The organism is Enterococcus sp. AMC1086 (assembly GCF_058216575.1).
In genome coordinates this window covers 572,721-598,387 of record NZ_CM177100.1, presented here as the reverse complement: position 1 = coordinate 598,387, position 25,667 = coordinate 572,721, and the positions used below count along the sequence as shown (strand labels likewise).

The following is a 25,667-nucleotide window of genomic DNA, read 5'->3' as shown; positions in this document are numbered from 1 at the left end:
CTCAAACTTATTTCAGATCATTTAAATATCAAAAGTGCTACTAATGTAATAATTGCTGGAATACCTTGCTTTATCAGAATTGATTTTGAAGACGTCAATCCGCCATATACGGCCGCAACGACTACACAGATAATGAAGAACATGACCACACTCCAGCTATTAACAGCAAAAAATGAGCCCCATAAAATTCCTGTAGCTAAAAAACCATTATATAACCCTTGATTCTTGAACAAAGCTTGCACTCTTTTATCCTCTAAAAATTCTTTATCCAACCCAAAACTACGTTGTGCTGCAGGTGATGTTGTTTGGAACATTTCTAAATATAAAATGTAATAATGTTCAACTGCAACGATAACAGCTAAAACTAACGGAATAGTATGCATCGATTTCGTCTCCTATTTCCACGTTGTAATATCAGTTGCTGGTAGTCGATATGAAGGATAACCTGCTTCATTTGCTTTCCCAATTGAAATAATCATTACAGGATAATAACGTTCTTTATCCATATCTAGCGCTTCAGCAATTTTTTCACGTTCAAAACCACCGATAGGATTTGTATCATAACCATATGCTCTTGCTACTAGCATTAAGTTCATCGCAGCTAATGCACCATCGATAATGGCCATTTCTTTTTTATCTTCTGTCGACATTTGTTCAAACAAAGGACTCAATACTTCTAATTGACGTTCTTTGACTTCTTGCGGCATTAAATTTTGTTCCACTGCTGTACCATAGATTTTTTCTGCATGCTCAAAGCTGTTTAAATCTCCAAAGATCACGATCATTGCAGCGGATGTTTCATTTTGCACTTTATTAAAACGAACAAGAGGCGCAATGGCTTCTTTTCCTTCTTCACTTTCAACAACTGTAAAACGCCATGGCTGCATATTCACAGAAGAAGGTGCTTTAACTGTGTCGTCAATGATTTGCTCCATTTCTTCACGGCTGATTTTAACTGTTGGATCGTAATTGCGAATGGATCTTCTCCCTTTCATGATCGTGTCAAAATTATTTTCTTTATATGTGTTTTCCATTATATCCCTCATTTCCCTCTTTCGTTCGATTGTTTTCGAACATCAAAAATATATCACGCCCTAAGCAATATGTAAAGTAGAATGTTTATGTTATAATTTGTTTATGAAAAATAAAATGACCGATAACAACAACGATCCTGTTCTTCAAGCGTTGCAAGCAGTCAGTGATCCCATTCGTTTGAATATCCTTACTTGCTTATTACTTGATGGTGAAAAACGGATAACCTCAGAAAAATATAATATTGTAAAATCCACCTTATCTCACCATATAAAATTGCTTAAGGATGCACAGCTGATTCAAGAAATCAAAATGGGGACAATTAAAACGTATGTTTTAAATAAAGACTACATCCAACGAGAATTACCTGGATTAATAGAACTGATTCACTTTAGAGCAGAGAAAACAAACAAATAGACTATCCTCAACAAGTGAATTTGATGAGGATAGTCTATTTCTTTAGTCTGCCATTTTGATGACGATTTTACCTACAGCATGGTGAGTTTCACTCAATGCGTGGGCATCATAAATACCTTTTCTAGAGAAAGGAAACACTTCTCCGACGATTGAAATCACTTTTCCAGAAGCCATTAAATCGGCAATTTCTTGTAATTGTTTGCCATTTGTTTGAAGCCAGATACTTTCAGCTTTAATATTTTTTTCTTTTGCCAACTCTTCATCTGCAATACCAACGATCGAGATCAAGCGTCCTGTATTTGGTTTTAGAACAGAAAAACTAGATTTTTGAATATCTCCACCCATCGTATCAAAGACTAAATCAATGTCTGTTAAAACTTCTGCAAAGTTAGTCGTACGATAATCAATCACTTCATCTGCACCCAATTTTTCTAGTAACTCATGATTTTTTTCACTAGCAGTCGTAATAACATACGCACCCGCTTGTTTAGCTAATTGAATCGCATACGTTCCAACACCACCAGCTCCAGCATGGATCAAGACTTTTTCGCCTTTTTGAAGTTTCCCATGATCAAAAAGTGCTTGTAAAGCAGTCAACCCAGCTAAAGGAACAGCCGCGGCTTCTTCAAAAGTCACATTTTCAGGGATTTTCGCTAATAAGTTATCATCAACGATCGTTTCCTCTGCATACGTTCCAAAACGTGTTGTTTCTGGACGAGCAAAAACCTTGTCTCCAACTTTCCAATCCGTTACACCGCTACCAACTTCTGTGATAACACCCGCAACATCCCAGCCTAAAATAATCGGAAATGGCCAGTCAAACATTTGTTTTAAATAGCCTTCTCTTAATTTCCAGTCAATCGGATTGATTGATGTTGCATGTTCTTTAACCAGTACTTGATGTTCTTTTAATCCAGGTAATGTTACGTCTTGTTCGGTTAATTCATCTTTGCTTCCGTATTGATTGATGACTACTGCTTTCATATTTATGATTCCTCCGTCTATTAAATAAAATGTGAACTCAGTATACTCCTTATTTTTTATTTAGGTAAAAAATATGCTTGTTAATAAGAAAGCAGATATGACTTTGACTATGTCCCTCAAAATCATACTTACTTTTCACTTAAAAAATATAGTAGCGTTTCAAACTTACTTTTTTGACCTATAATCAATGGAAAATAGAGGCAACTACATCTAAGAATGCATCGCAACAAATACTAATAATCTCTTATATTGATCTGTTTTTGGACCATGAACCTTTATATATATAAGTCACTACTTAAAATTAAAACTAACTATTTTATTTCTTTCGTCCTAATTTCGTAATATTTTTAATTTTGTTTTCGTCACTAGAATGTGCCAAGAATATTCAAATTAATTATTTAGTAACTTATTTATTTCTTTAAACCATTTTAATTATATATATTAACCAACTTAAGAAATACTTAGATATATTGATGTTGTAAAAAATAAATGGTATTCTGATTAATATAATTTTTATTTTAATTATAAAAGGAGGAATTCGATGAAAAGGTCTAATATGGTTGTTTTTTTAGGAATCATTATTTTGGGTGTTTGTGGAGGTACTTTTAATGACGCTTTTGCAACTGAGGAAAATAATTTTCCAGTAAAAACAGAAGTGGTTAGTGAGAACATTAAAACTTATCTTGAAAATAATTTGGCAGTATATCTAAACGGTATGTTAGAAATTGAAGGGACCTCAGATACCTTAAAAGATTATGTATTAGGCGTTCCATTTTCTTTATTGGACGAAAATACTTCTAGTAATTCCATTGTGTTTCCAGTCTTAAAAAATGAGTCAGTTGTTTACACATTTTTTTGAAAGATGAGAATGGGAAGTATACAACTAAGTTGTCGAAAATGTTAGTTGATGAATTGAATTTTTTGAAAAGGAAGGATTTTTCAAAAGGGATATCTTTAATTGCTTCTGAAAATGGAGATATTTATTATGAAAACGATGGAGAAATCACCTTGTTGTGGTCTAGCCCAGAAGCTTTATCAGAAGGAAATCAAACAGATCCAGAGAACGTCTTATTAGAAAAAGTAAAGAATTCAGATTTGGAGATCATTAATTTAAATGAGAGCTTAGAGTACAATGTTGATGGCATAAAGTTACGTTCTACTACAGTTGATAAATTTGGAACAAGAATTAATTGGAAAATATCAGAAACTCAAGGTGACGATAAATGGTGTATCGCTTATGCCGCAGCAATGATATTAAATAATAAAAATGATGCACGCCCCACAAAAGCTTCTGATATAGGTAAATGGGGTAAAAGAGGTAAAAATGTTGGTTTTACTGATGATGAGATGGTTAAGTATGCAAATACCAGAGGGGTTTATCCAAAGCTTTTATCTCGACCAACCACTTGGAGTGAAACTATAACTCAGCTTAGAAAAAGTAACGGAGTGTTAGGAGTTTGGGAATCACAGGTCCATACTTGGCATGCAATAGATATAACAGGAACTTATATGTCAGATACAGCAAATGGGAGAAAAAATGTATTTGTAATTTGGAATCCTTGGAGAACGTATGTAGAATTAATTGAAGCTCCTACTAATAAACCTATAAAATATATTGCTAACTCAGATCGTACTTATACTTGGAGAAGGTCCATAACGAATTGGTAGAAAATAGTTTATGGACAAATAAAAAAACGCTTGTTAGAATGAGTGTCTTTTTCTACAATAATTAGTTTGAATAGGATATAGATGGAAAAATACTCTAAATTGCAGAAAAGAGGAAGTATGAAAAAAAAATTATCAATTATAGTGGTTTTAACTTGTTCTATACTAGCTTCTTGTGGACTCACTACTAATAATAGTAGTGAAAATAATACATTTTCTGGTGTATGGGTGTTAGATTCAGAGCAAGATAAAAAAATGACTATATCTAAAAATGAAGCTATGCTATATGATTTAAATTTGAAAGAATTGGGTTATGAGGATTACAAAAATATGTCGATCGAACGAGAAAGTTCTTCTGAGTTAATAATTATTTCGAAAAATAAAGAGACAAAGATAAGTATATATAAAAAAAAATCAGATGAACTAGAAGTGTACATCGCTGATAATAAAAGTGTGGGGGAAACACCACCCTTAAAATTCAAAAAGGGTTAAATAATCGTAGTGAAGAGAATCGTTACTATTACAATAATGAGCGTATGAAAAAGAAATTGAACTGGAAAATCCCTGTTCGATCTTGAAAAACAGCACAACAAACAGCTTAACAATACATTTCAACAAAGCAAAAAGAAGCTAGGATATAACTCGTAGAGTTATGTTCTAGCCTCAATGTCTAACATTTTTGGATCACTACATTTACCTAAAATCGTACCGGTTTTTATAATTATTTTTCTATTTAAAAGCTAATCCAATTATATCTTCTTATTCATAACGTAATGATTCAATTGGATCGAGTTTCGCTGCTCTACGTGCTGGTAATGTTCCTGCAAGGAATGCAATTCCCATAATTACCAAAATGATCACGGCAGATGAAGAAGCTGAAAATTGGATCAAGGTAAAGCCTGACAATGATTTCAAGAATGAATCAGCTGCGATTTGATTGATCAACGCACCTGCACCGACTGCTCCTAAGATACCTAAGAGAGAGCCTAAAAATCCAATCAATGCCGCTTCCACACTGAAAATCGTAAAGACTTTCCCACTGCTTAACCCCATTGCTTTCATCAAACCGATTTCTCTTGTACGTTCTTGAACTGACATGTATAACGTGTTGATGATTCCAAAACTTGCGGCTAATAATGCAATTGCTCCGAACATTGTTAAGACACCTGTGATTGCATTGATCACATTTCTGATCATGCCGATTTGGTCTTCAACAGTTTGACCCATATAGCCTGCTTTATCTAAACGTTCTTTCACATCGGCGATTTCTGTTTTTGTTACGTCTTTGCTCATTTCACCTATGATCAGTCCATATTGTCCTGTCATCGCTTCTGGTAAGCCTTCTTCGTTGATTTTTGAAATTTCATCAACAAGGGAACGGTTCAATAAAGACATTCCACCTTGGATCAAGCTTGTATTACGTACGCCCGTAATAGTAGCTTCCACTACTTTTTCTTCTCCAGTAGCTGCAGAAGACGCTGCAATTTTGACTGTTTTACCAATCGCATCTTCACTTGATTTATAGCCTAAAGATTTCACATATTCTGGCGCTAAATTGAGTTGAAATTCTGAACTATTTTGATCTACTGCCTTACCTGCTTCAAGATCTACACTCAATTCTTCTAGCATCGGCATTCCTGAAAAAACGTATTTTTCATTGTTCTTTCCTGAAATATAACTTGTCGAAACGGATTTCAATGCTTCTGCATTTTTGATTCCTTTGATTTTTTTTATTTTCTCAAGATCTTTACTATCTAAAGCTTCTTGTTGTTGTATTGAACTTGTCTTTTTATTCTCATCATATTTTTGTGGTTCACCGTCTTCACTAGGTCCCCCAGTCATTTTGGGCTGGATCATGATTTGATTTTGACCACCGACGCTTCCTACTTGTTTATCGATATAATCATTGACACCAATATTCACACCTGTTGTAAGTGAAATGGTAAATGCCCCTATAAAAATGGCTACGATCGTTAAAACCGTCCGCCCTTTATTGCGCATTAAATTTGAACTGGCTGATTTTAAAATATCACTAAATTTCATCTACTCGTTCCCTCCCACAATTAATCCGTCACGCACATGGATTTGGCGATCACAGCGTGCCGCAAGTTCTGGATCATGAGTGACAATAATCAGTGTGATCCCTTTTTCTTTGTTCAAATCAAATAATAACTGCTCGATCTTATCACCCGTTGTGGAATCTAAGTTTCCTGTCGGTTCGTCTGCAAAAATGATCTTAGGATTATTGACCAAAGCACGCGCAATACACACGCGCTGTTTTTGACCACCAGATAAGTTGTTGGCTTTATTGTTGATTTTATCGTCTAATTCAACAGCTTTCAGTGCTTCAAGCGCCATTTCTTTGCGTTTACCATTTGAAATGCCACCGATTTTTAGCGGTAACATCACATTATTTAAAACCGTATCTTTAGAATTCATAAAAAATTGTTGAAACACAAAACCGAATTGTTTGTTTCGTGTTTTGTCCAATTCTTTTTTGCCGATACTCGTTACATCTTGGTTATTTAATAAGATTTCTCCTGAAGTTGGTTTATCTAATAGTGCTAAAATATGCATAAAGGTTGATTTTCCTGATCCGCTTTTTCCGATGATCGCAACGGATTCACCTTCTTCGATTTTTAGATCTACGCCTTTTAATGCATCAAATTTTGATTCATTACGGCCGTAACTTTTTTTTATATTTCTTGCTTCAATTACAGACATTATTTCCCCTCCACTAATTCTCTCTCTTTTTTTATTACGTAATAATTGTCTACCCTTATTCCTCTTTTTTCATTTTACATCTCCTTACTTCTCTTACCATTCTGAAGGAACTCGTCATTCTTGTCATGGTACTTAAGACCTATATTTTCTAGACTTAAGTAGGAGATAAAAAAACAACACCTAATAGCTATTCATACTAATAAGTGTTGTTTTTTTGTCCTTCTGATAACACAGGTTGAAGGATTATTTTTTTATTAATGTCAATAAATCCAAGGTTCGACTTGCTGCCATTTGTAAGTTTATTTTTGCTTCATTCATCGCTTCTTCTAACGTTTTGATTCTATCAACAATTGGAATGATCACAGAAATTCCTTTTTCATAAAAAAGCTTTTGATCTCCATTAAAACTTCCGACAAACGCAATAACTGGTACCTGATATTTTTTGGCAATGCCGCCAATTCCAACTGGGACTTTCCCTTGGAGACTTTGATCGTCCATTTTTCCTTCACCCGTAATCACTAAATCAGCATGTTTAATCGCTTCTTCTAAATCCGTCTGTTTTGAAATAAACTGAAATCCTGAGTGAACGTTTCCCTTTAAAAATACTCTGATAGCAAAACCAAGACCTCCTGCAGCACCATCTCCTGCTACTGACTCGTTCATTTCACACATTCTTTTCTGATAGTTCTTCATGCCACACTCATACTTATCCAATTCATTTTCGGCTAAGCCTTTTTGTCGTCCAAACATATAGACAGCACCTGTTTCACCTAGCAATGGACTAGTCACATCAGAAGCAATATGAAAAGAGATTCCTGACAAACGTGGATCTAAGTGTTCTGATGAGAAATAAGCAACTTTTTCTAAACTACTTCCCTTAGCTGGCAATAACTGATTTTTTTTGTCAAAAAATTCGACACCTAAAGCCCTTAACAGCCCAATCCCACCATCAACGGTTCCTGTTCCACCCAAGCCTATTACGATTTCTTGTGCGCCTTGATCGATTGCTGCTAAGATCAATTCTCCTGTGCCGTAAGATGAGGTATTCAGTGGATGAGTTGCTGTTGTTCCATCTAAATATTGAATACCAGATGCTGCAGCAGATTCGATCACAGCTATTTTTTCAGAGCGGAACCAGCCAAATTGAACTTTTACTAGCTCCCCGTTTAAAGCATGGACTTTTGTTTCAATTTTCTGACCATCACCATTTTTTACAATTGCCGCTACGGTTCCTTCACCGCCATCTGCAATCGCTACTTCTTTGACAATGTGTCCTTGTTCAGTAAACACTTTTGCAATGATTTGATTTGCTTCAATACTTGATAAAGAGCCTTTCATAGAATCAATAGCTGTTACAATATTCACTTTCAGCCCTCCTTCATCTACTTGTTCTATTCTTTATTTTACCATCCTTTGAGAAGTGATGCCCACAATAGATGACTGGATGTTCAATAAAAAAGCCCATAACAACAATAACGATCAGTTTTGCTTTGGGCTTTTTTCATACTATTTTTCTAACATTCGATAACCAATCCCAATTTCAGTCAAAATATACTCTGGTTCAACGGGATTATCTTCGATTTTTTTGCGAATATTAGACATGTTTACTCTAAGGGTCTGGCTTTCATTACTATACGGTCCCCAAACTTTCTGAGAAATAGAGGTGTGCGTCAGTACTTTTCCAATATTTTCACCCAGAACCTGAATGATCTTGTATTCGTTTGGCGTCAGATGGATCACTTTTCCTTTTTTGCTGACAGTGTGGTGTTCAATGTCGATGCACAAGTCACCATTATTGATTTGTTTCACTTCTAGTTTGGGATCAGAATTACTTGAGGCATGTCTTAACGCCGTTCTGATTCTAGCGAGTAATTCTGGTGTTCCAAAGGGTTTCGTAATGTAATCGTCTGCTCCTATATCCAGCGCTTCAACCTTATTATTTTCATGATCACGAGCTGAAATAATGATGATCGGTACAGGAGACATTTCACGAATTTTCTTTAACACTTCTATTCCATCTTGATCCGGCAACCCTAAATCAAGTAAAATCAGGTCTACCGACCACATCCGAAAAGTCGACAATCCTTCCAAAGCTGAATGTGCTAAATGGATCGTATGCTTTTCTTTTTCTAAAACAGCACCCATAAATTCAGCGATTACATCATCGTCTTCAATAATCAAAATCGTCGCCATTAATTTTGCTCCTTTCGCTCTAGTGGTAAAGTGAATGTAAAAATTGCACCGCCTTGTGGTCTGTTTTCAGCAGTAAGCGTTCCGTCGTGCGCTATGATGATCGTTTTGACAATCGATAAACCAATTCCCATTCCGCTCTTAGAATCCACTGGTGTACTTTGTTTGGTCAGCCCACTAAACAATAATTTGAGTTGCTCTTTTGTCAACCCTTTCCCTTGATCGGCTATTTCAAACGCGATTTCTTTTTCAGTTAAAGAAACTGTCACAACAATTGGAGACTCACTGTTTGAATGTCTTATGGCATTTTCCATCAAGTTAAACAAAACTTGCTCAATCAAGATAGAATCCATTGGCACTAAAACAAATTCGTCTGGTAGTGAAACATTGATTTCACTAGTTGGATAGCTTTTTCTAATGCGTTGAATCGCTGAGGCCACAACTTCTTCTGCAGCTTCTTTGCTTTTTGCGACTTTCATTGTTTCTTCATTGATCCGAGTGATCGATAATAGATTTTCTACCATGCGGATCAGCCAATCCGCATCATCTTTGATTCCCACAAGTAGTTTACGTTTGGTTTCTTCTGGGAGTTTGGCTGTATCATTATCATTTAAAATAGTTTCAACAGATCCTGAGATTCCTGTAAGCGGCGTACGCAGATCATGAGAGATTGCTCGTAATAAGTTCCCGCGCATTCGTTCTTTTTCACTTTCAAATAAAATTTGCTGCCGCTCAGAAGTCAGTTTATTTTGTTCGATCGCTAGAGAGAGTTGAGTAGAAACCAATTCTAAAAAGCTGATGATTTCATCAGTAATCGGAATTTCTTTGCTTTTTTCGATCCCAATCACCGCTAATGTGACACCATTTGATAAAACCGGTAAATAGAGCGCTTTAGCCCCCATCAATGTGTCTGTACCGTAACCGGCTTCTTTTTGATTCATGAATACCCAATTGGCAACAGCTAACTCTTCCAAACTTCTTAAAGGCCCTTTAATTGGCGCCCCTTCTGGATTTTTCAGTTCTTGCTCCCCATACAAAACGACTTCTCTATCGAGCATATTCGATAAATATTCGGCTGTTGTGGCTAAGATTTCTTTTTGATCATGAGTGACTAGATATTTTTTATTCAGTTCATACAAAATCTCTAATTGATGTTCACGTTTCATGGCATAAAAAGCTTGTTTTTTGATTTGCATCATTAAATTGCTGACCAATAAAGCAACTAAAAGCATAAAAATCAAGGTGACTGGATATCCTTGTTTATAAACAGTTAAAGAAAAAAGAGGGTCAACGAAAAACCAATTAAACATCAAAACACTAGCAATCGAGGCCAACGCTGCCCACAAATAACCTGTTGTGATCCGTGCCACTAGCAGAACAAAAAGAATATAGATCAAAATTAAGTTCTGATCACCGATATGATAATAAGAGCCTAATTCAGAAAGTAACGTTGCCACCGCAAGCAACCCCAAGGTCATATAAAAATCTTTCCAAGTAAATATACTATGTAAAGTCTTTTTCTTAACGGCGTACTTATTTAGTAAATACTTATTGGATTGATATGGAACTAAGTGAATATCTACATCTGGAATAAACGCGACTAGTTCGTCTTCCAAATCAGGTCGGTACAGGCGAATAAAACGAGAACGTTTGATTGCTTTACCCATTACCAAATCAGTAACGCCCCGCATTTTCACATACTGCACAATTGTATCCCGCTGGTTATCACTTTCTAAGGTGACGACTTCACCACCAAGTTTGGCTGCAAGTTTTGAATTATCCGATTCTGAATGCTCAGACATATCCTCTAAAATCTCTAAAGCGATCCATTCCGTGCCTAAAACTTGCGCTAAACGAGCTGTCCAGCGTAGACATTTTTTGGTCATGTCTGGATTTTTTTCATCAATGATCGTCAGTAATTTCGAATGGATACCGGTACTTTTTTGGGTTTCCTGCTGATTGCTTGTATTGATATGATCTGATGCTTTTCGAATCGCCAAGCCTCGTAATAATGTTAGATTATCTGTTTTAAAAAAGTTGGCCATGGCTTTTTTAGCATTTTCTGAATGATAGATTTTTCCTTGTTTTAGTCGCTCCAATAACTCTTCAGTCTCGATATCGACTACTTTCAATGAGCTCGTTTCAAAAAATGTATCTGGTACTGTTTCAGAAATATGGACCCCTGTCACTTGTTCCACGATGTCGTTCAAACTTTCAATATGCTGCACATTGACTGTTGTATAGACATCAATACCTGCTTTTAGTAGTTCTTCAATATCTTGGTATCTTTTTCTATTTCTAGCTCCGATTGCATTTGTGTGGGCTAATTCATCTACCAAAATAATATCTGGTTTAGCTTGTAGAGCTTCGTCCACATCAAATTCATTGATCGTGATGCCTTTGTAGTCGTATTTTTTGGTTTGCATCGTAGGTAATCCCGCCACCAATGCTTCAGTTTCTGGACGAGCATGAGGTTCTACGTAACCAAGTAAGACTGATTTGCCTTCTGCAAGTTGTTCGTGGGCTTCTTTTAACATGGCGTACGTTTTCCCGACACCTGCCGCATAACCGAAGAAAACCTTCAGTCGACCAGACCTCAGGCTTTGTTCGTTTTTCTTCCATTTTTCTAATAGCTGTTCTGGATCCAACCGTTCATCTTCCACTTGTTATTCCACCCTTTATTCAAAGGTTGAACCAGGAGTGCTTCACTCAGATAAACTAAGAAAATGTTCCTTCTGATCCAACTGTTTATTCAGACTCATCCAAAGATTGATTGACGCCTAAAACATTCACACGTTTCGAATCAATAGTCCCTATTTTAACGCCAGTGATATTTTGTTTGATTATAGCACGGACTTGGCTATTTTTCATATTTCTAGCGGTAGCGATTCGATCAACTTGCGTCATTGCTGCTTCTATTGAAATTTCAGGATCGACACCGCTTGCTGATGCTGTGACTAAATCAATGGGAACTTGCTTTTTGTCCGCTTCTTGTACACGTTTTTCCACACGCATTTTTTGTTCCTTGGAAACAGGTGACAATTGGCTGACTTGATCGGAGCGTCCATGTAGATATTTTTCTTCTGTAAAGGACTGTCCCATCAATTTTGATCCTATGATACTTGTTTTTCCTGCGTTCTCTTCTTTGATCAGACTGCCATTTGCTTGATTTGGAAATAAAACTTGTCCGACAGCCGTAACTGCTGCAGTGTAGATGACACCACAGATTATGGTAAATAATAAAATACTTTTCAATGAAGTGATCATTATTTTTTGCATTGTATTTTCTCCTTAAATTTAAAGGTGAATAGGCTCGTTCAACCTTGACAGAAAAATAGGAAAAATCGAGAATGGCGCTCTTTTCCATAATCTATTTTTATCTTTTTTCCGAAAGGCTAGCCTATGAACCTAAATATAATATGGTAACACTGTTCCGCTTCGCTACAGCTTGTACTTTGGCACACCGTTCATTCTATTCACTGTGTGCCAAAGTACAAGCTTAATACAGCACAAAAGTCAAAATAATATCGATCAACTTGATGGCGATAAAAGGTGCTATAACACCGCCTAATCCATAGACAAGTAAATTGTGGCTCAAGATTTTGCTAGCTGGTTTTTCTTTGTACGAAACACCTTTTAACGCCAACGGAATCAATGCTACGATGATAACAGCATTATAGATGATCGCAGATAAAATCGCAGTAGTTGGGCTAGTTAGCTTCATGATGTTCAACGCATCTAATGCTGGATAGATACTGAAAAACAAGACTGGAATGATCGCAAAATATTTGGCAATATCATTGGCGATACTAAATGTCGTCAAAGCGCCGCGGGTCATCAATAATTGTTTCCCTATTTTGACGATACTGATCAATTTGGTTGGGCTAGAATCTAAATCGATCATATTTCCTGCTTCTTTCGCTGCTTGTGTGCCAGTATTCATTGCTACAGCAACATCTGCTTGTGCTAATGCTGGAGCATCATTTGTCCCATCACCTGTCATTGCAACTAAGTGTCCTTTTTCTTGATAGTCACGAATCAAGCTCATTTTATTTTCTGGCGTTGCTTCTGCCAAGAAATCATCAACGCCCGCTTCAGCAGCAATTGCGGCTGCGGTCATCGGATTATCTCCTGTGATCATGATCGTTTTGATGCCCATTTTACGCATATCTTCAAATTTTTCTTTCACGCCATTTTTGACGATATCTTTTAAGTAAATCACACCGAATACTTGATTGTTTTTGACGACAACGAGTGGTGTTCCCCCTTCATTGGCAACACGTTGAACGATCGTATCACATTCTTCCGGATAAAGATTTCCCATTTCCTCCACATATTTTTTCATCGTGTCGGCTGCGCCTTTGCGAATTTCGTCTCCTTGGTAATTGATGCCACTCATTCGAGTTTTTGCGGTAAATTCGATAAATTCGACTTCCATATGATTTAATTCACGGCCGCGGATATCAAATTTTTCTTTAGCCAAAATAACGATACTACGACCTTCTGCTGTTTCATCTGCTAAAGAAGAGAGTTGAGCAGCATCTGCTAAGTCATATTCGCTTATACCTACAACCGGGATAAATTCACTTGCTCGGCGATTGCCTAACGTGATCGTTCCTGTTTTGTCTAATAACAAAATATCTACATCACCAGCAGCTTCAATTGCGCGTCCACTCATTGCAATCACGTTTTCTTTGTTTAAACGACTCATTCCAGCTATCCCGATAGAAGAAACTAATGCGCCGATCGTCGTTGGTGCTAGACAAACTAATAATGCAATAATCGTTGTTAAAGCTAATGCAGAGCCGTTACCGACAAGTTCACTTGAAAATTTGGTAAAAGGCAATAAAGTTGCTGAAACAACTAAGAAAATGATTGTTAGCATAATCAAAATAATTTGTAACCCAATTTCATTTGGTGTTTTTTTCCGTTCCGTTCCTTCTACCATGGAAATCATTTTATCTAAGAAAGATTCCCCATTTTCAGCAGTCACTTGGATGACTAGATAGTCAGAAACAACCGTTGTTCCGCCAGTTACAGCACTACGGTCACCACCAGATTCCCGAATCACTGGTGCAGATTCTCCTGTGATGGCACTTTCGTCCACCGAAGCCGCACCGTCGATTACATCCCCGTCCATTGGAATTTGTTCATTAGCTGCTACATAAACAAGATCCCCTTTTTTTAATTCTGATGATTTTATTTCCGTGAATTTTTTTATATTTGCTTCTTCTATTGAAGCTACCTTGTGCGCGACAACATCTTTCTTCGCTTGTTTTAAGCTTTCTGCTTGCGCTTTCCCACGACCTTCGGCAATGGCTTCGGCAAAGTTAGCGAATAAAATCGTTACCCACAAAATGACCGCGATTGCTAAAATAAAGAACGGTTCTGCATCTGTGTAACCTACAAATGTTAGAAAATAAAGAATCGTTGTTAAAATCGCTCCTAGATAAACCACTAACATGACTGGATTTTTTAGTTGAATCATTGGTGCAAGTTTTTTAAAGGATGAGTTGAACGCATCTATATAAACAGCATATTTATTTTGTGTATTTTTCACTTTGTTCCCCTTCTTTACTTTATTTTGTCATAAAGTGTTCTGCGATTGGTCCTAATGCCATAGATGGCAAGAAGCTTAACGCGCCAATCACTAAAATCACAATGATCAGCATCGTTACAAATGTTGCATTTGTCGTTGAAAGTGTTCCAGATCCAGTTGCTACGATTTTCTTTTTCCCTAAATTGGAAGCAAGGTAAATCACAGCTAACATCGGAATAAAGCGAGAAAGAATCATGATGATTCCGCCCAGTATATTCAAGAATGTCGTGTCCGTAGTTAATCCTGCAAAAGCACTTCCGTTGTTATTTGCTAATGAAGAAAAAGCATAGAGAATTTCAGAAAATCCGTGCGGTCCTTGATTGGTCAACCAAGACATGGCTTGAGGATTCAAAATGAACAACATTGTGCCGATCAAAGTCAATAGCAGCGGTGTTAAGATGACTAGACAGGCCATTTTCATATCGAAAGGTTCAATTTTTTTACCTAAATATTCTGGTGTTCTTCCGACTAGCAAACCAGCAATAAAAATAGCTAGTAAGATGAAAACGATCATTCCGTAAAGACCACTACCTGCACCGCCAAAGATGATTTCGCCCAACTGCATCAAGAACATTGGGATCAATCCGCCGAGTGGTGTAAAGCTATCAAGCATTGCATTGATGGAACCATTAGAAGCAGCAGTCGTACTAACAGCCCAAAGACTGGACCAACCAATACCAAATCGCGTTTCTTTTCCTTCCATGTTCATTTGACCGATCACATGATTGAACTGTGGTCCGTAATATTCACTTAACGTTACACCGATCAATGCTGCGATTAAAAAGCCAAGTGACACGATCATGATCGTTCTGCCTTGTTTCCAATTTTTCACAAATAGACCAAAGGCCACGATCAAGGCTGCTGGAATTAAGAGGATTGCACTATTTTCGATAAAGTTACTGATCAAATTAGGATTTTCAAACGGATGTGCAGAGTTTGCGCCAAAATAGCCACCGCCATTTGTACCTAATTGTTTGATTGCGACTTGACTGGCCACTGTTCCCAATGGCAAAAAGATTTTTTGTCCTAATTCCAAACTAGTTGTTTCAACTGAACTGGCGAATGTTTGAACCACGCCTTGAGAAATCAATAATAAGGAAACGACAAAAGAAATCGGTAATAAAATATAGAGAATAATTTTCGTTAAATCTTGCCAAAAATTGCCGATTTGTTTTGTTGTCCGATTTGTGAATCCACGAAGTAAAACAAACAATACCGCAATCCCGACAGCTGCTGAAACAAAGTTTTGCACGGTTAGTCCAAAGGCTTGTGTAAAGATCGATAGCATATCTTCTCCAGCATAGGCTTGCCAGTTTGTATTAGTAACAAAACTTGCTGCTGTGTTAAAGGCTAATGAAAAGCTAGTCCCAGGAAGTTTTTCTGGATTCAATGGTAGAAATCCTTGCCCTAAAAGCATTGCCATCAAAAGAATGAACGAAAAGAAACTAAAAAATAAAATGCTCAAGGCATACTGTTTAGCAGTCATCTCTTTTTGCGCTGATGCTCCTAAAAATTGATAGATCTTCGTTTCGATTGGGCTAACGATTTTTGTCATAAACGTTTTTTGATTAGTCATCACTTTATGGATATAAAAACCGAGCGGAACGGCTAAACCGAGTAAGACGATGAAAAAAATAGCTTGTTGGATAATAATTGCACTCACTGTTGATCCCCCCAAAATAGTTGGTAAAATAGATAAATAAGCAGTGTTCCTGCGATAATTCCAGTAATAATCGTCATCGAAATTCCTCTCCTTCACTTGATGGATTTAGGATATCAAATTTCATATAAAGATAGTGTTAAAGTTTGTATTAGGTCTTTATACCATCTTTACACTAGTAAGGGCTTTCATTCCAATTTAAAACATCCGCAAAAAAATATTCACTCTTAACTTTGCGTATTTTACTTTGTCGCCTATCTTACAGTCTTGCGACTGGATGGAGGTGTCCTCTTTATGTTCGTAGCGTTAATCTGTCCGCTTCTTGTTGGAATTTTAGTCTCGTTATTTGAGTATTGGCTGAATAAAAAATATAAGAAGTAACAGTAGATATGGCGACATTAGCCAAAAAAAGCCCCTGGAGAGTACCATTCTCCAGGGGCTTACTCTTTATGTTCTTGCATAGCAAATTCATTATACCATGAGATGATTATTGATATCAAGAACAAAAAAATTATTTCTTACAAAAATTTCTCAATATCCCCAGCAATTTTTTCTGGCTCAACAGTGGGCGCAAAACGTTTTACTACATTACCATCACGATCGACTAAAAACTTAGTAAAGTTCCATTTGATCGCGCCCCCTAAAAGTCCGCCTTTTTCACCTTTCAAAAAATCATACAACGGATCAGCATTTTCCCCATTCACATCGATTTTCCCGAACGTCTGAAACGTCGTTTGATACGTCAACTGACAAAAATCACTGATTTCTTGATTGGTTCCAGGCGCTTGATGTCCAAATTGATTACAAGGAAAGTCTAAAATTTCTAAGCCTTGTTCACGATACTTTTTATATAAGGCTTCTAATCCTTCATACTGAGGTGTAAAACCGCAACCTGTCGCTGTATTTACGATCAGGAGTACTTTTCCTCGATACTTTTCTAATGAAACGGTTTCATCATTTGTCGTTTTTACTTGATAATCATAAATACTCATTTTACTACTTCCTCTCCAGTTATCTGTCTTAATTAAATAGTAGCTAGTTGAGCGTTTTTCGTCAAGAAAATAAACTTTACTAGGCATAGATTGAAAAAATTTTTTTCCTAAATAAAAGATAAAGGCTAGGACATAACTCTACGAGCTATATTCTAGCCTTAAGGAATTCGAATAAACGCTTCTGTCTCAACTTCTACCTGGATCTAATTTTAACTAACCTTTTTTTATTCAACGATTCCTTTTAGCTCAGCTACTTCTGTATCGATTGCGTGCCATTCATTCATTATTTTTTTATATCGGTAACGAATGATTACTGCCGCAATAACACCAAGCGCGGTCAACATGATATTCAATCCAAAAATCAGTGAAACATCGATTTTTTCTAGTTGGCCTGTAATATACGGTATAATCATTACAGACACCGACGTTGCAATCGAATAGTAACTGGTTATCCGCCCTTTCCCTTTTGAAAATAACTCTAACAGTACTGCTAATCCCAATTGCCAGATTCCACCTGCTGCAAAAACACCGATACCGATCGAGCCAATCAAAAACATCGGCACACTTGGAAATAATGTCATTCCAATCAGTAAAAATAATGAAATCAACGTACACCAAATAAGTAACAATGTCGGTGCAACACCCCGTTTTACGATCAATGACGTTAAAAATACTGATGCAAATGAACCGATACTATAAGCACTGACCAACACCAAACTATTGGAGTGATTCATAAGATGCAATGACTCTGCAAAAGAGGGAACCCACAAAATAAAAATATTGAACGTCGATACACACGTAAAACTGAAAACCAACAATGCCAGCCCTTCAACTTTAAATAGTGGTTGCTTTCTTTTCTTCGTCATTTCTTCTTTAACTTGTGGTGCATCTTCTTGTATCTCTGCTCTTTCTGGAAACCCAAGTTTCGAAATGTAGAGCAGATTAAGAAATAAGCCTAAAGCGCAACCGATAAAAACAAGGCCAAAGTAGATTCCATGATTCAACATAAAACGTGTTAGCAAAGGTAAAATAAATTGCCCTAAAGAAATAAACGCTTTATTCAAAACACTAAGAGAACTATTATCTTTTTCGTCAGGATAAGCTTCCATCAATGTAGGATAGGTACTTGTATCTAAAAAAGCATTACTAAATCCTGCAAACAAAGCGAAAAAGAGCCCTTGTAAATAATTTTGACTGATTAAAATTCCTAGGAAAAAGATCAAGTAACTAATAATTCCCAACTGTACTGTTTTCTTACGTCCAAATTTATCTGAAGAATACCCAGCAAAATATAAAATCAGCACGCGTCCTAAACCAATACCACTAATAACCAATGTCACTTGCTGGACAGTTGCTTGCCAACTATCCATCAAAGCATTAAGATTTTGAGATAAAATAATTGCCGCCATACCTTGAAATATAAAATTCGTATATAAAGAACCGATCAAAGGGGTGTAGTTTTTTTTCGTTGTCTCCATTGCCATTCTCCTAGCTATTTAAAATTGACTTTGCTCATCTTTTCACTATCTATAGTTTAAGAAGAAACGTCCATAATATCTAATGCTTTATTTTCATGTCATCGATAAATTCTATTTATCAATTATTTTTTTGTATTTACATTGCTTTACTGGTTAATTAATTATCCTATTATTGCTCACACTTAACTACAAGTCAACTGTTAATTTTTTGTCGTATAAATAATTAAACAAGAGGCTAGGACATCACTCTGCGAGATATGTCCTGGCCTCTTGTTTTTAGTAAAGATAACTCAAATCACTTGAGACTGTTGGATAAAGCATAATCATTTCGTTCACTTTATCAGCTGGTAATTTTTGGTTGACCATCAGAGTAAACAAATTGATCAACTGGTCTGCTTTATTGCCTAAGACTGTTGCTCCAACTAATAATCCTGTTTCTTTTTCTGTAACGATCTTGGCTTTTACTAGAGGCTCATTAAGATGCTTATAAGTAAACCATTGAGATAAATCTAACGCTTCAACCTGATAGCTTCCATTTTCCAAAGTGACAAGCTCTGTTAAACCAACTTGTGCCAGTTTAGGTGAACTAAAAATAATAGTCGGTAAGGCCGGATATTTAATGGTTTCTTCTGTTTTTCCGCTAAGGATTTTAGCCAAGTATCGACCTTCAAAACTGGAAACTGGTGTTAATTTAGGCTCATTTTTTTCTAGGCAATCACCTAATGCGTAGATTGATTCGACCGCGGTTTGCAAAAACTCATTTACTCTGATTCCTTTATGCGTATAATCGACTCCAATTTTTTCCAAATCTAAGCCCTCAACATTCGGAATACGACCCGTTGCACAAAAGACACGATCAACGAATAACGTTCCTTGACTTGTTAAAGTAATTTCAATTTGCTCACTTTTTTTAGTAAGACCTTCAGCCGATTCGTTAAAATGAAAATGAATCCCTCGAAGTGAAAGATTTTCAATCAACTCTTTAGTCAGCGCTTCATCAAACCCTTTTAAAGGCCGATCATTATGATGGAGTAAATGAACTTCACTCCCACAACTTGCAGCAATATTGGCAAGTTCAAGAGAAATATAACCACCGCCGACAAAAGCAATTTTTTTAGGTAACTCTTTCATATTTAAAAAATCAGTACTCGTATCAAAATTTTCTTTTCCAGGAATATCTAAAATAGCTGGTCGTTGTCCGGTAGCTATGATAAATGCATCCGATCGATACTCTTTATTTTCTACGGTGATCGTATGCTTGTCTTTGAAAGAGGCAAATCCTGTGATTGTTTGAATCCCTGAACTTATTAATCCCGATTTTTGTTCAATCGGTACAGGCTGAGTAAAGGTTTCTTTGAACGCCATTAAATCACGCCAATTGATTTCAGGTCGCGCATCAAAGCCTTTATTTTTTAGTTGCACCACGTTGTCTCTAGCTTCAACAGCACCATAAAGAACTTTTTTAGGATCACAACCTCGGTTGGGACATGTTCCTCCCCACAAATCAGCTTCTACCACAGCAACTTTTTTTCCTTCTGCCACTAAATCATACGCCGCAGCCATTCCACCTGGACCACTGCCAATAATGATCACATCGAATCTTTCCATTGGGATATCCTCCTTCATTTTTTAACTTATTCAAGTTCTATAAATAATTAGTTTCATATAAACAATACGGGTTTATTATAGCAAGCGTTTAGAAAAAGTGCATATGATAGGACCTAAAAAAATCGCTTAATGTCAACAATCCAGACCATTAAACGATTTTTTAGTTTTCTACATATATTTATTTTGAATCAAAATTTTACACATTGCGTCCATTTTCCTGAATGACTTTTTGGTACCAGTAGAAACTATCCTTTTTATAACGTTTTAGACTGCCATCTTGATTTTCATCTTGATCAACATAAACAAATCCATAACGTTTTTGATACCCATTCAACCAACTAAGTAAATCGGTATACGACCATGTACAATAGCCTAATACCTGAACACCATCCGTTATTGCTTCTCTGATTGCATGAACATGATCATTTAAATAGTTGATACGATAATCATCGTGAATTTCGTTATCCTTCGTTATTTTATCATACTCTCCAAGTCCGTTTTCTGTAATCAAGACAGGAATTCGATAACGACTGGTAATTCTTCTAAGACCGATACGCAGCCCTTCTGGATCAATTTCCCAATCCCAATTTGTCCGTTCAACAAAGGGATTTTCTACACGTTTAAAGACTCCAGGAAGTCCAGATTCTTCTGATGAACCTTTTTCTCCTGTCGTATTCATTTTTCCTAAGCCGACACCATCTAGTGGATTAAAAACAACTGTATTGGTTTGATAATAATTGATTCCAAGAAAATCAGGTTTGCCTGCTGCTAAAAGTTCTTCGTCACCATCCTCCATGGTCGGGGCTAACCCTTGTTCTTTTAGCATTTTTAACGCTGAAATCGGGTATTTTCCGAATAAATAAACATCCATCCAAAAATGAGCATTTAAATCCTCTGAATCTTCCGCTGCTAAAATATTTTTGGGATCACTATTAAGTGAGTAATTAGGACCGTATGCAAAACTTGGTCCAATAGAGCCTGGCATATTTAGTTCATGAAATTTTTTTATGACCGATGCATTGGCAAGGTTAGCATAGTGATTCGCTTGGTACATTCGTTTAGGATCGCTCACAGCTGGCGGATGAGATGCCATCAAGTAGCCATGACTGATAAAGATATTTTGTTCATTCAAGCTGATCCAGTATTTCACTTTCCCTCGGAATGCTTCAAATAGTACTTGTGCATAATTTGTAAAATCTTCAACAATTTTTCGCGATTCCCATCCCTGATACTCGTCTTGAAGTGCTTGAGGTAAGTCCCAATGATAAAGCGTTACTAACGGTTCAATTTGATTCTTGATGAGTTCATCCACTAAATCAATATAAAATTGTAAGCCCGCCTGATTGATCTCACCACGACCATTAGGAAAAATGCGCGTCCACGCTATTGAAAAACGGTACGCTTTCAATCCTTGTTCTTTCATTAAAGCAACGTCTTCTTTATAACGGTGATAATGATCAACTGCTACATCGCCATTCGTTCCTTTGAATGTCTTGCCGGGAATTCGGACAAATTCATCCCAGACAGAAACCCCTTTCCCCTCTTCATTCCAAGCCCCTTCAACTTGATAGGCAGCTGATGCGCTGCCCCATAAAAAATTTTCTGGAAATTGATCTAATTGTTTATGCTCCATCCTATTTACCTCCATTTTTATTATCTTTCTCTATTATAAGCTTAAAAAAAAGATTTGTACTACTATTTATCTATATAATTGTTTTAAAAAACAATTACTCAAAACATGTTAAAAAATTATTTGTTCATAAATAGAATTACTTTTTAATTCACATGTTTTTTTATTTTCTTTTTCTCAAAATAAAAAATTGATAGTACAGCCAATTTTTATTTTCCTCTTTGAGTGTTGTCTAACATTGTGCTATACTAATATCACCTTATAGTATAGTGTTTTTATTATAAATTTAGTATGAAAGGAGCGAGATTTTTTGGAAGAAGAATACTCACGTCGAAAACAACAACGTCCAACATCAGCATCAAACAAAACAACCTTAATCGTTATTTTATTATTAATAATAAACACCTTTGTATTAGCTCTGTTGTTATTTTTAAATGTCCAAGCAACTTCTAAACAAGAAACACGATTGGAGAATATCGAAAAGCAAGTCAGTTTACTTGATAAAGAAAAAGAGGCTAACAATAGTGCAACTTCAACAGATAGCACAAAACAAAATGATTCTATTAGTGAAAGTTCTACTAAAATAAGTAGCTCAAACGATACCAGTTCGACTATAGAAAGTTCTAAACAAGCAGTACAAACAACTCCTTCATCAGAGAATAATGAGGATGCTACAGAACCTACAACGGCCCATGCAGCAACTACTTATACCGTTCAGTCTGGCGATACACTGTCTGCGATTGCTGAGAAAAACAACCTGTCTCTTCAAGATTTAATGACAAAAAATAGTTTAACTGATTCAACTGTTTATATTGGACAAGTATTATCATTGCAGTAGATCACTATTTCCCCTACATAGTTTTATCTAAATGTTACAACAAAAATCTATATGAGGTATTAAACGCCTCATACAAATAGAATAAAAACAAATATGAGTTGTAGATCTATTATTTATTAAAGTTTTATTCAGATCACTCAAAAAGATTTCTAATTGTTTTTAATCGCTACTATGAATCTAAATAAAACAGAAAAAGTAGGTAGAAACTCACCCTTTCTCTGTTTTATTTCTATTAGTCTTCAATTTTTAAAGAGCTCAATCTATTTTGTAAGCATTTTATTCATATCATCAATAAATTGAGAATAATTTTTTTGTAGTGAACTATCTGTTGTATCGATTTTTAGAGTTTGTTTGTTAAGAATTTCTTTTTGCAATTCATCCGCTAGCTTTTTGAAATTTTGATTACTTTCTTCAGAATACGTACGTGATTGGTATTTACTTTGACGAGAGTATTGTTTTAAGTCGGCATCGTTGATTTCTTCTGGTGTGTCTGCGAAATACTCGTCATATTTGGCGTCTATTATTTTATTTGTGTTCTTCTCTTTAATAATAATTAAACGTCCATATAATCCTTCGCCCAATTCCTTCGTCAATCCGTAATATTTTTCCTTTGACTCATTTGCTATTCTCTCTGATAGTTTGTTTGCAGCAGGAATGTATCCATTTCTAACGCTGTTAGACGACCCTCTAACAGAATAAAAATCTCCTGTTAAAGAATTTTGTTCCAACATTTGATGTTCAAGAAAAGTCATCGCATTAACAATGGTTACTAACGTAATATCTGTTCGATTGTTTGCTGCTTGAAAATCTGCGTACCCTGATAATCTTTTTGTTTCACCTGCCCAATCAGCAGAATAATAATTGTCTGGTCCTTTTTCATCAAACTCAATGGCAATCAATTGATCATCTTTCTTTACTACATCCAAACTAGCGACATATCCACCATCAAATTCATATTCTTCATGATAATAATCGCCGATAATTTCGCCAAGTTCTGGTCGGCCTGACCAATACATTTTTTCTTGTTTTTCTTTTCCAGTATAAGCTGTTCCCTCATACGCACCATTCGTTGCACCAGTTACAACATCAAAAGAATAAGTATGATTATTTTTAGAAAATTCTCCTAAAACAGTCTCTACTGGAGCATCACTTTCTTTTGATGAATTAGCTGTCACAGCAGTCGCACCTGTCGAAGCTGTCGAAGCTTCTATAGGTGCTTCCGATTTTTCTGTAGATGCTGCATTGTTTTTATTCCTAGGTTCATCCGGTTTACATGCGCTAACTAAGAATAATGTTAGTAGTAGAGGGATTATCTTTTTGTTCATTTGTTTCTCCTTCTTGTTTTTTATTTACTAGAGGTTGGGACAGAAGCATTTAACTTCGAGAAATAAGAGAGAATTCACGAAAATTGTTCTTTAATTTTTTGTGAATGTCAACCTATGCCCGAAGGCGTTGCTTTTACTCCCACCGGTTATTCGGATTCCTTAAGGCTAGGGTGACTCGTAGAGTGATGTTCTAGCCTCGTTCTATTAATTTTTTTGAATAAACAAAAAACTTATTTTTATACAGTTCAAATAATTAAATTATGTGCTAGTATTGCAATGAACAGAATTCATTTAATTAGTAATTATAGATATCCATTGCTGAATTAGACACGATACTATTATTTTAGATATTTTTTTTACGTGTGAAAATAAATAAACTTGAATGTACTAACATGCCTAAAGTAAATAAAAGACTATTGCTTTGCTCTCCTGTTTCATCTCTAGGAGCATTCGAAGCCAACAGAACCCCTACTGTTAATAAAAGAATATAATTTTTCATTCTTAATTCCCACCTACCTTATCCTAAGAACTATAAGAAACTTAATTTTATCACAATAACATATCTATATATTCTCATTTTTATCTAAAATATTAAAAATAATTGATAAAAGAATCTACTGAGCAACTATTTTTAACGGTCATCTGGTTAAGTAAATAGGATTCAGCATATTATTTGTCTTAGATATTTTATGAACGAGCATTTTTAAGTAATAAAATAGGATAGAGAAAAATCTCTACCCTAAACTCTTATCTAGCATAACTTTGTGGACCACTCAAATTTTTTACTTTAGAAGCTATTCAAATCTGAATAGTAGTTTTTGGATTCAGATTCATAGTCTTAACTTTAATTTATCTATTCTTTTTCAAAGTTAAATACGCTTCACGTGCATCTTTTGAATCTTGTGCCATCATAGGATAGGCTTTTTTTATGTCGTTTGCAGTAATAAAAAAGAAAATAATTGCTATAATTTCAATTGGGAAGACAATCAAGCCAATTGGCCCTAAAGTAGCATCTCCTGTTCCACCACTGGCAATTTCTACAAATATTGGAACTAAAAATACTATTCCTAAAGCATTGACTACATAAATTAGTATTGGTGCAACATACTTTCTTTTAGATATCAATTTTAGTTTACTTGCGCCAATATTTGCAAGAATAGTAAAGACAAAAAGAATCATTCCGACGTTACTCAGATTAACATCTAGGAAAGACAGTACAAATATCACTATATAGACTATAGGTATAGCTAAATAATACCCATACGTTTGATAGGGTCTCGTTTTTTCCTTCATTTCTTGCTTTGCAACCTTTAAATTTTCTTTCATCATTCGTTTACTCCTTTATTTAAATTCATTCCTTCAATTATACCATTTCTGATCCTTATAAGTACATATCAAAATGATAGTTAAAAAATAATTCTTCTTACCTTTAAAACGATTGTTTTAAAATAAAAAAATAGCATAAATAAATTCACCTTATAAAACATGTATTGAATTTAAATCAATACGCCACTTTTTGTATGCT

24 protein-coding genes are annotated in these 25,667 nt (G+C 35.7%); 6 read left to right on the top strand and 18 right to left on the bottom strand.

What is annotated here, in order from left to right:
- Positions 1–17 precede the first annotated feature (17 nt).
- Together AC4BC4_RS02905 and AC4BC4_RS02900 are read right to left on the bottom strand one after the other, a co-directional pair.
- The gene (locus AC4BC4_RS02905; protein ID WP_490476723.1) at positions 18–383 is read right to left on the bottom strand and encodes a DUF1304 domain-containing protein; all 366 of its coding nucleotides are present in this window, start codon (positions 381–383) and stop codon (positions 18–20) included.
- A 12-nt stretch (positions 384–395) separates the two neighbouring features.
- Complete coding sequence (locus AC4BC4_RS02900; protein ID WP_438757287.1) at positions 396–1,034, bottom strand: nitroreductase family protein; 639 nt, start codon at positions 1,032–1,034, stop codon at positions 396–398.
- A gap of 103 nt (positions 1,035–1,137) precedes the next feature.
- On the opposite strand from AC4BC4_RS02900, the gene AC4BC4_RS02895 reads away from it, so the two are divergent.
- Positions 1,138–1,449, top strand: a complete 312-nt coding sequence (locus tag AC4BC4_RS02895; protein ID WP_490476722.1) for an ArsR/SmtB family transcription factor — start codon at positions 1,138–1,140, stop codon at positions 1,447–1,449.
- Positions 1,450–1,491: 42 nt separating this feature from the next.
- On the opposite strand, the gene AC4BC4_RS02890 is transcribed toward AC4BC4_RS02895, so the two are convergent.
- Positions 1,492–2,433, bottom strand: a complete 942-nt coding sequence (locus AC4BC4_RS02890) for an NADP-dependent oxidoreductase (protein ID WP_438757289.1) — start codon at positions 2,431–2,433, stop codon at positions 1,492–1,494.
- 541 nt (positions 2,434–2,974) lie between these two features.
- Between AC4BC4_RS02890 and AC4BC4_RS02885 the strand changes: the two genes are divergently transcribed.
- The 3 genes from AC4BC4_RS02885 (at position 2,975) to AC4BC4_RS02875 (ending at position 4,590) form a co-directional block, all read left to right on the top strand.
- Complete coding sequence (locus AC4BC4_RS02885) at positions 2,975–3,292, top strand: hypothetical protein (protein ID WP_438757290.1); 318 nt, start codon at positions 2,975–2,977, stop codon at positions 3,290–3,292.
- Between the two features lie 38 nt (positions 3,293–3,330).
- Positions 3,331–4,101: a C47 family peptidase gene (locus AC4BC4_RS02880; protein ID WP_490476721.1), complete on the top strand. Its 771-nt coding sequence runs from the start codon at positions 3,331–3,333 to the stop codon at positions 4,099–4,101.
- Positions 4,102–4,218: 117 nt separating this feature from the next.
- On the top strand, positions 4,219–4,590 hold the full coding sequence (locus AC4BC4_RS02875; RefSeq protein ID WP_490476720.1) for a hypothetical protein: 372 nt from the start codon (positions 4,219–4,221) through the stop codon (positions 4,588–4,590).
- 267 nt (positions 4,591–4,857) lie between these two features.
- Here AC4BC4_RS02875 and AC4BC4_RS02870 read toward each other — a convergent pair whose 3' ends face one another.
- From AC4BC4_RS02870 to kdpA, 8 genes are all read right to left on the bottom strand, one after another.
- Entirely contained in the window at positions 4,858–6,141 is a 1,284-nt protein-coding gene (locus AC4BC4_RS02870; protein WP_490476719.1) for an ABC transporter permease, read from the bottom strand.
- Entirely contained in the window at positions 6,142–6,822 is a 681-nt protein-coding gene (locus AC4BC4_RS02865; RefSeq protein ID WP_069645775.1) for an ABC transporter ATP-binding protein, read from the bottom strand. It abuts the gene before it with no gap.
- Positions 6,823–7,065: 243 nt separating this feature from the next.
- Complete coding sequence (locus tag AC4BC4_RS02860) at positions 7,066–8,187, bottom strand: glycerate kinase (RefSeq protein ID WP_490476718.1); 1,122 nt, start codon at positions 8,185–8,187, stop codon at positions 7,066–7,068.
- Between the two features lie 141 nt (positions 8,188–8,328).
- A complete protein-coding gene (locus AC4BC4_RS02855) occupies positions 8,329–9,015 on the bottom strand; it encodes a response regulator transcription factor (RefSeq protein ID WP_490476717.1) in 687 nt (228 codons plus the stop codon).
- Positions 9,015–11,675: an ATP-binding protein gene (locus AC4BC4_RS02850; protein WP_490476716.1), complete on the bottom strand. Its 2,661-nt coding sequence runs from the start codon at positions 11,673–11,675 to the stop codon at positions 9,015–9,017. The genes AC4BC4_RS02855 and AC4BC4_RS02850 overlap by 1 nt, the downstream gene beginning before the upstream one ends.
- Positions 11,676–11,760: 85 nt before the next feature.
- Positions 11,761–12,291 carry a potassium-transporting ATPase subunit C gene (locus AC4BC4_RS02845; RefSeq protein WP_490476715.1) on the bottom strand — a complete coding sequence of 177 codons (531 nt, stop codon included), beginning with the start codon at positions 12,289–12,291 and terminating at the stop codon, positions 11,761–11,763.
- Between the two features lie 220 nt (positions 12,292–12,511).
- The gene (kdpB, locus tag AC4BC4_RS02840) at positions 12,512–14,572 is read right to left on the bottom strand and encodes a potassium-transporting ATPase subunit KdpB (RefSeq protein WP_490476714.1); all 2,061 of its coding nucleotides are present in this window, start codon (positions 14,570–14,572) and stop codon (positions 12,512–12,514) included.
- A 19-nt stretch (positions 14,573–14,591) separates the two neighbouring features.
- A complete protein-coding gene (gene kdpA / locus AC4BC4_RS02835; protein ID WP_490476713.1) occupies positions 14,592–16,274 on the bottom strand; it encodes a potassium-transporting ATPase subunit KdpA in 1,683 nt (560 codons plus the stop codon).
- Positions 16,275–16,565: 291 nt separating this feature from the next.
- Here kdpA and AC4BC4_RS02830 point away from each other — a divergent pair, with 291 nt between their 5' ends.
- A complete protein-coding gene (locus AC4BC4_RS02830) occupies positions 16,566–16,652 on the top strand; it encodes a type I toxin-antitoxin system Fst family toxin (protein ID WP_438758831.1) in 87 nt (28 codons plus the stop codon).
- 137 nt (positions 16,653–16,789) lie between these two features.
- Here AC4BC4_RS02830 and AC4BC4_RS02825 read toward each other — a convergent pair whose 3' ends face one another.
- The 4 genes from AC4BC4_RS02825 to AC4BC4_RS02810 all read right to left on the bottom strand — a co-directional run bounded on the left by AC4BC4_RS02825 (position 16,790) and on the right by AC4BC4_RS02810 (position 21,982).
- Positions 16,790–17,263: a glutathione peroxidase gene (locus AC4BC4_RS02825; protein WP_490476712.1), complete on the bottom strand. Its 474-nt coding sequence runs from the start codon at positions 17,261–17,263 to the stop codon at positions 16,790–16,792.
- Positions 17,264–17,487: 224 nt separating this feature from the next.
- Positions 17,488–18,741, bottom strand: coding sequence for an MFS transporter (locus tag AC4BC4_RS02820; protein ID WP_490476711.1), 1,254 nt, complete (start codon positions 18,739–18,741; stop codon positions 17,488–17,490).
- A 276-nt stretch (positions 18,742–19,017) separates the two neighbouring features.
- The gene (locus AC4BC4_RS02815; protein ID WP_490476710.1) at positions 19,018–20,349 is read right to left on the bottom strand and encodes a dihydrolipoyl dehydrogenase family protein; all 1,332 of its coding nucleotides are present in this window, start codon (positions 20,347–20,349) and stop codon (positions 19,018–19,020) included.
- A 196-nt stretch (positions 20,350–20,545) separates the two neighbouring features.
- Positions 20,546–21,982, bottom strand: coding sequence for a glycoside hydrolase family 1 protein (locus AC4BC4_RS02810; protein WP_490476709.1), 1,437 nt, complete (start codon positions 21,980–21,982; stop codon positions 20,546–20,548).
- A 307-nt stretch (positions 21,983–22,289) separates the two neighbouring features.
- Here AC4BC4_RS02810 and AC4BC4_RS02805 point away from each other — a divergent pair, with 307 nt between their 5' ends.
- Positions 22,290–22,817 (top strand): LysM peptidoglycan-binding domain-containing protein, encoded by a 528-nt coding sequence (locus AC4BC4_RS02805; RefSeq protein WP_490476708.1) that lies wholly within the window; start codon positions 22,290–22,292, stop codon positions 22,815–22,817.
- A gap of 260 nt (positions 22,818–23,077) precedes the next feature.
- Here AC4BC4_RS02805 and AC4BC4_RS02800 read toward each other — a convergent pair whose 3' ends face one another.
- The 3 genes from AC4BC4_RS02800 to AC4BC4_RS02790 all read right to left on the bottom strand — a co-directional run bounded on the left by AC4BC4_RS02800 (position 23,078) and on the right by AC4BC4_RS02790 (position 25,468).
- A complete protein-coding gene (locus AC4BC4_RS02800) occupies positions 23,078–24,142 on the bottom strand; it encodes a hypothetical protein (RefSeq protein WP_490476707.1) in 1,065 nt (354 codons plus the stop codon).
- Positions 24,143–24,485: 343 nt separating this feature from the next.
- Complete coding sequence (locus AC4BC4_RS02795) at positions 24,486–24,641, bottom strand: LPXTG cell wall anchor domain-containing protein (protein WP_438757306.1); 156 nt, start codon at positions 24,639–24,641, stop codon at positions 24,486–24,488.
- 350 nt (positions 24,642–24,991) lie between these two features.
- Positions 24,992–25,468: a hypothetical protein gene (locus tag AC4BC4_RS02790; RefSeq protein ID WP_490476706.1), complete on the bottom strand. Its 477-nt coding sequence runs from the start codon at positions 25,466–25,468 to the stop codon at positions 24,992–24,994.
- Between the last annotated feature and the right edge of the window lie 199 nt (positions 25,469–25,667).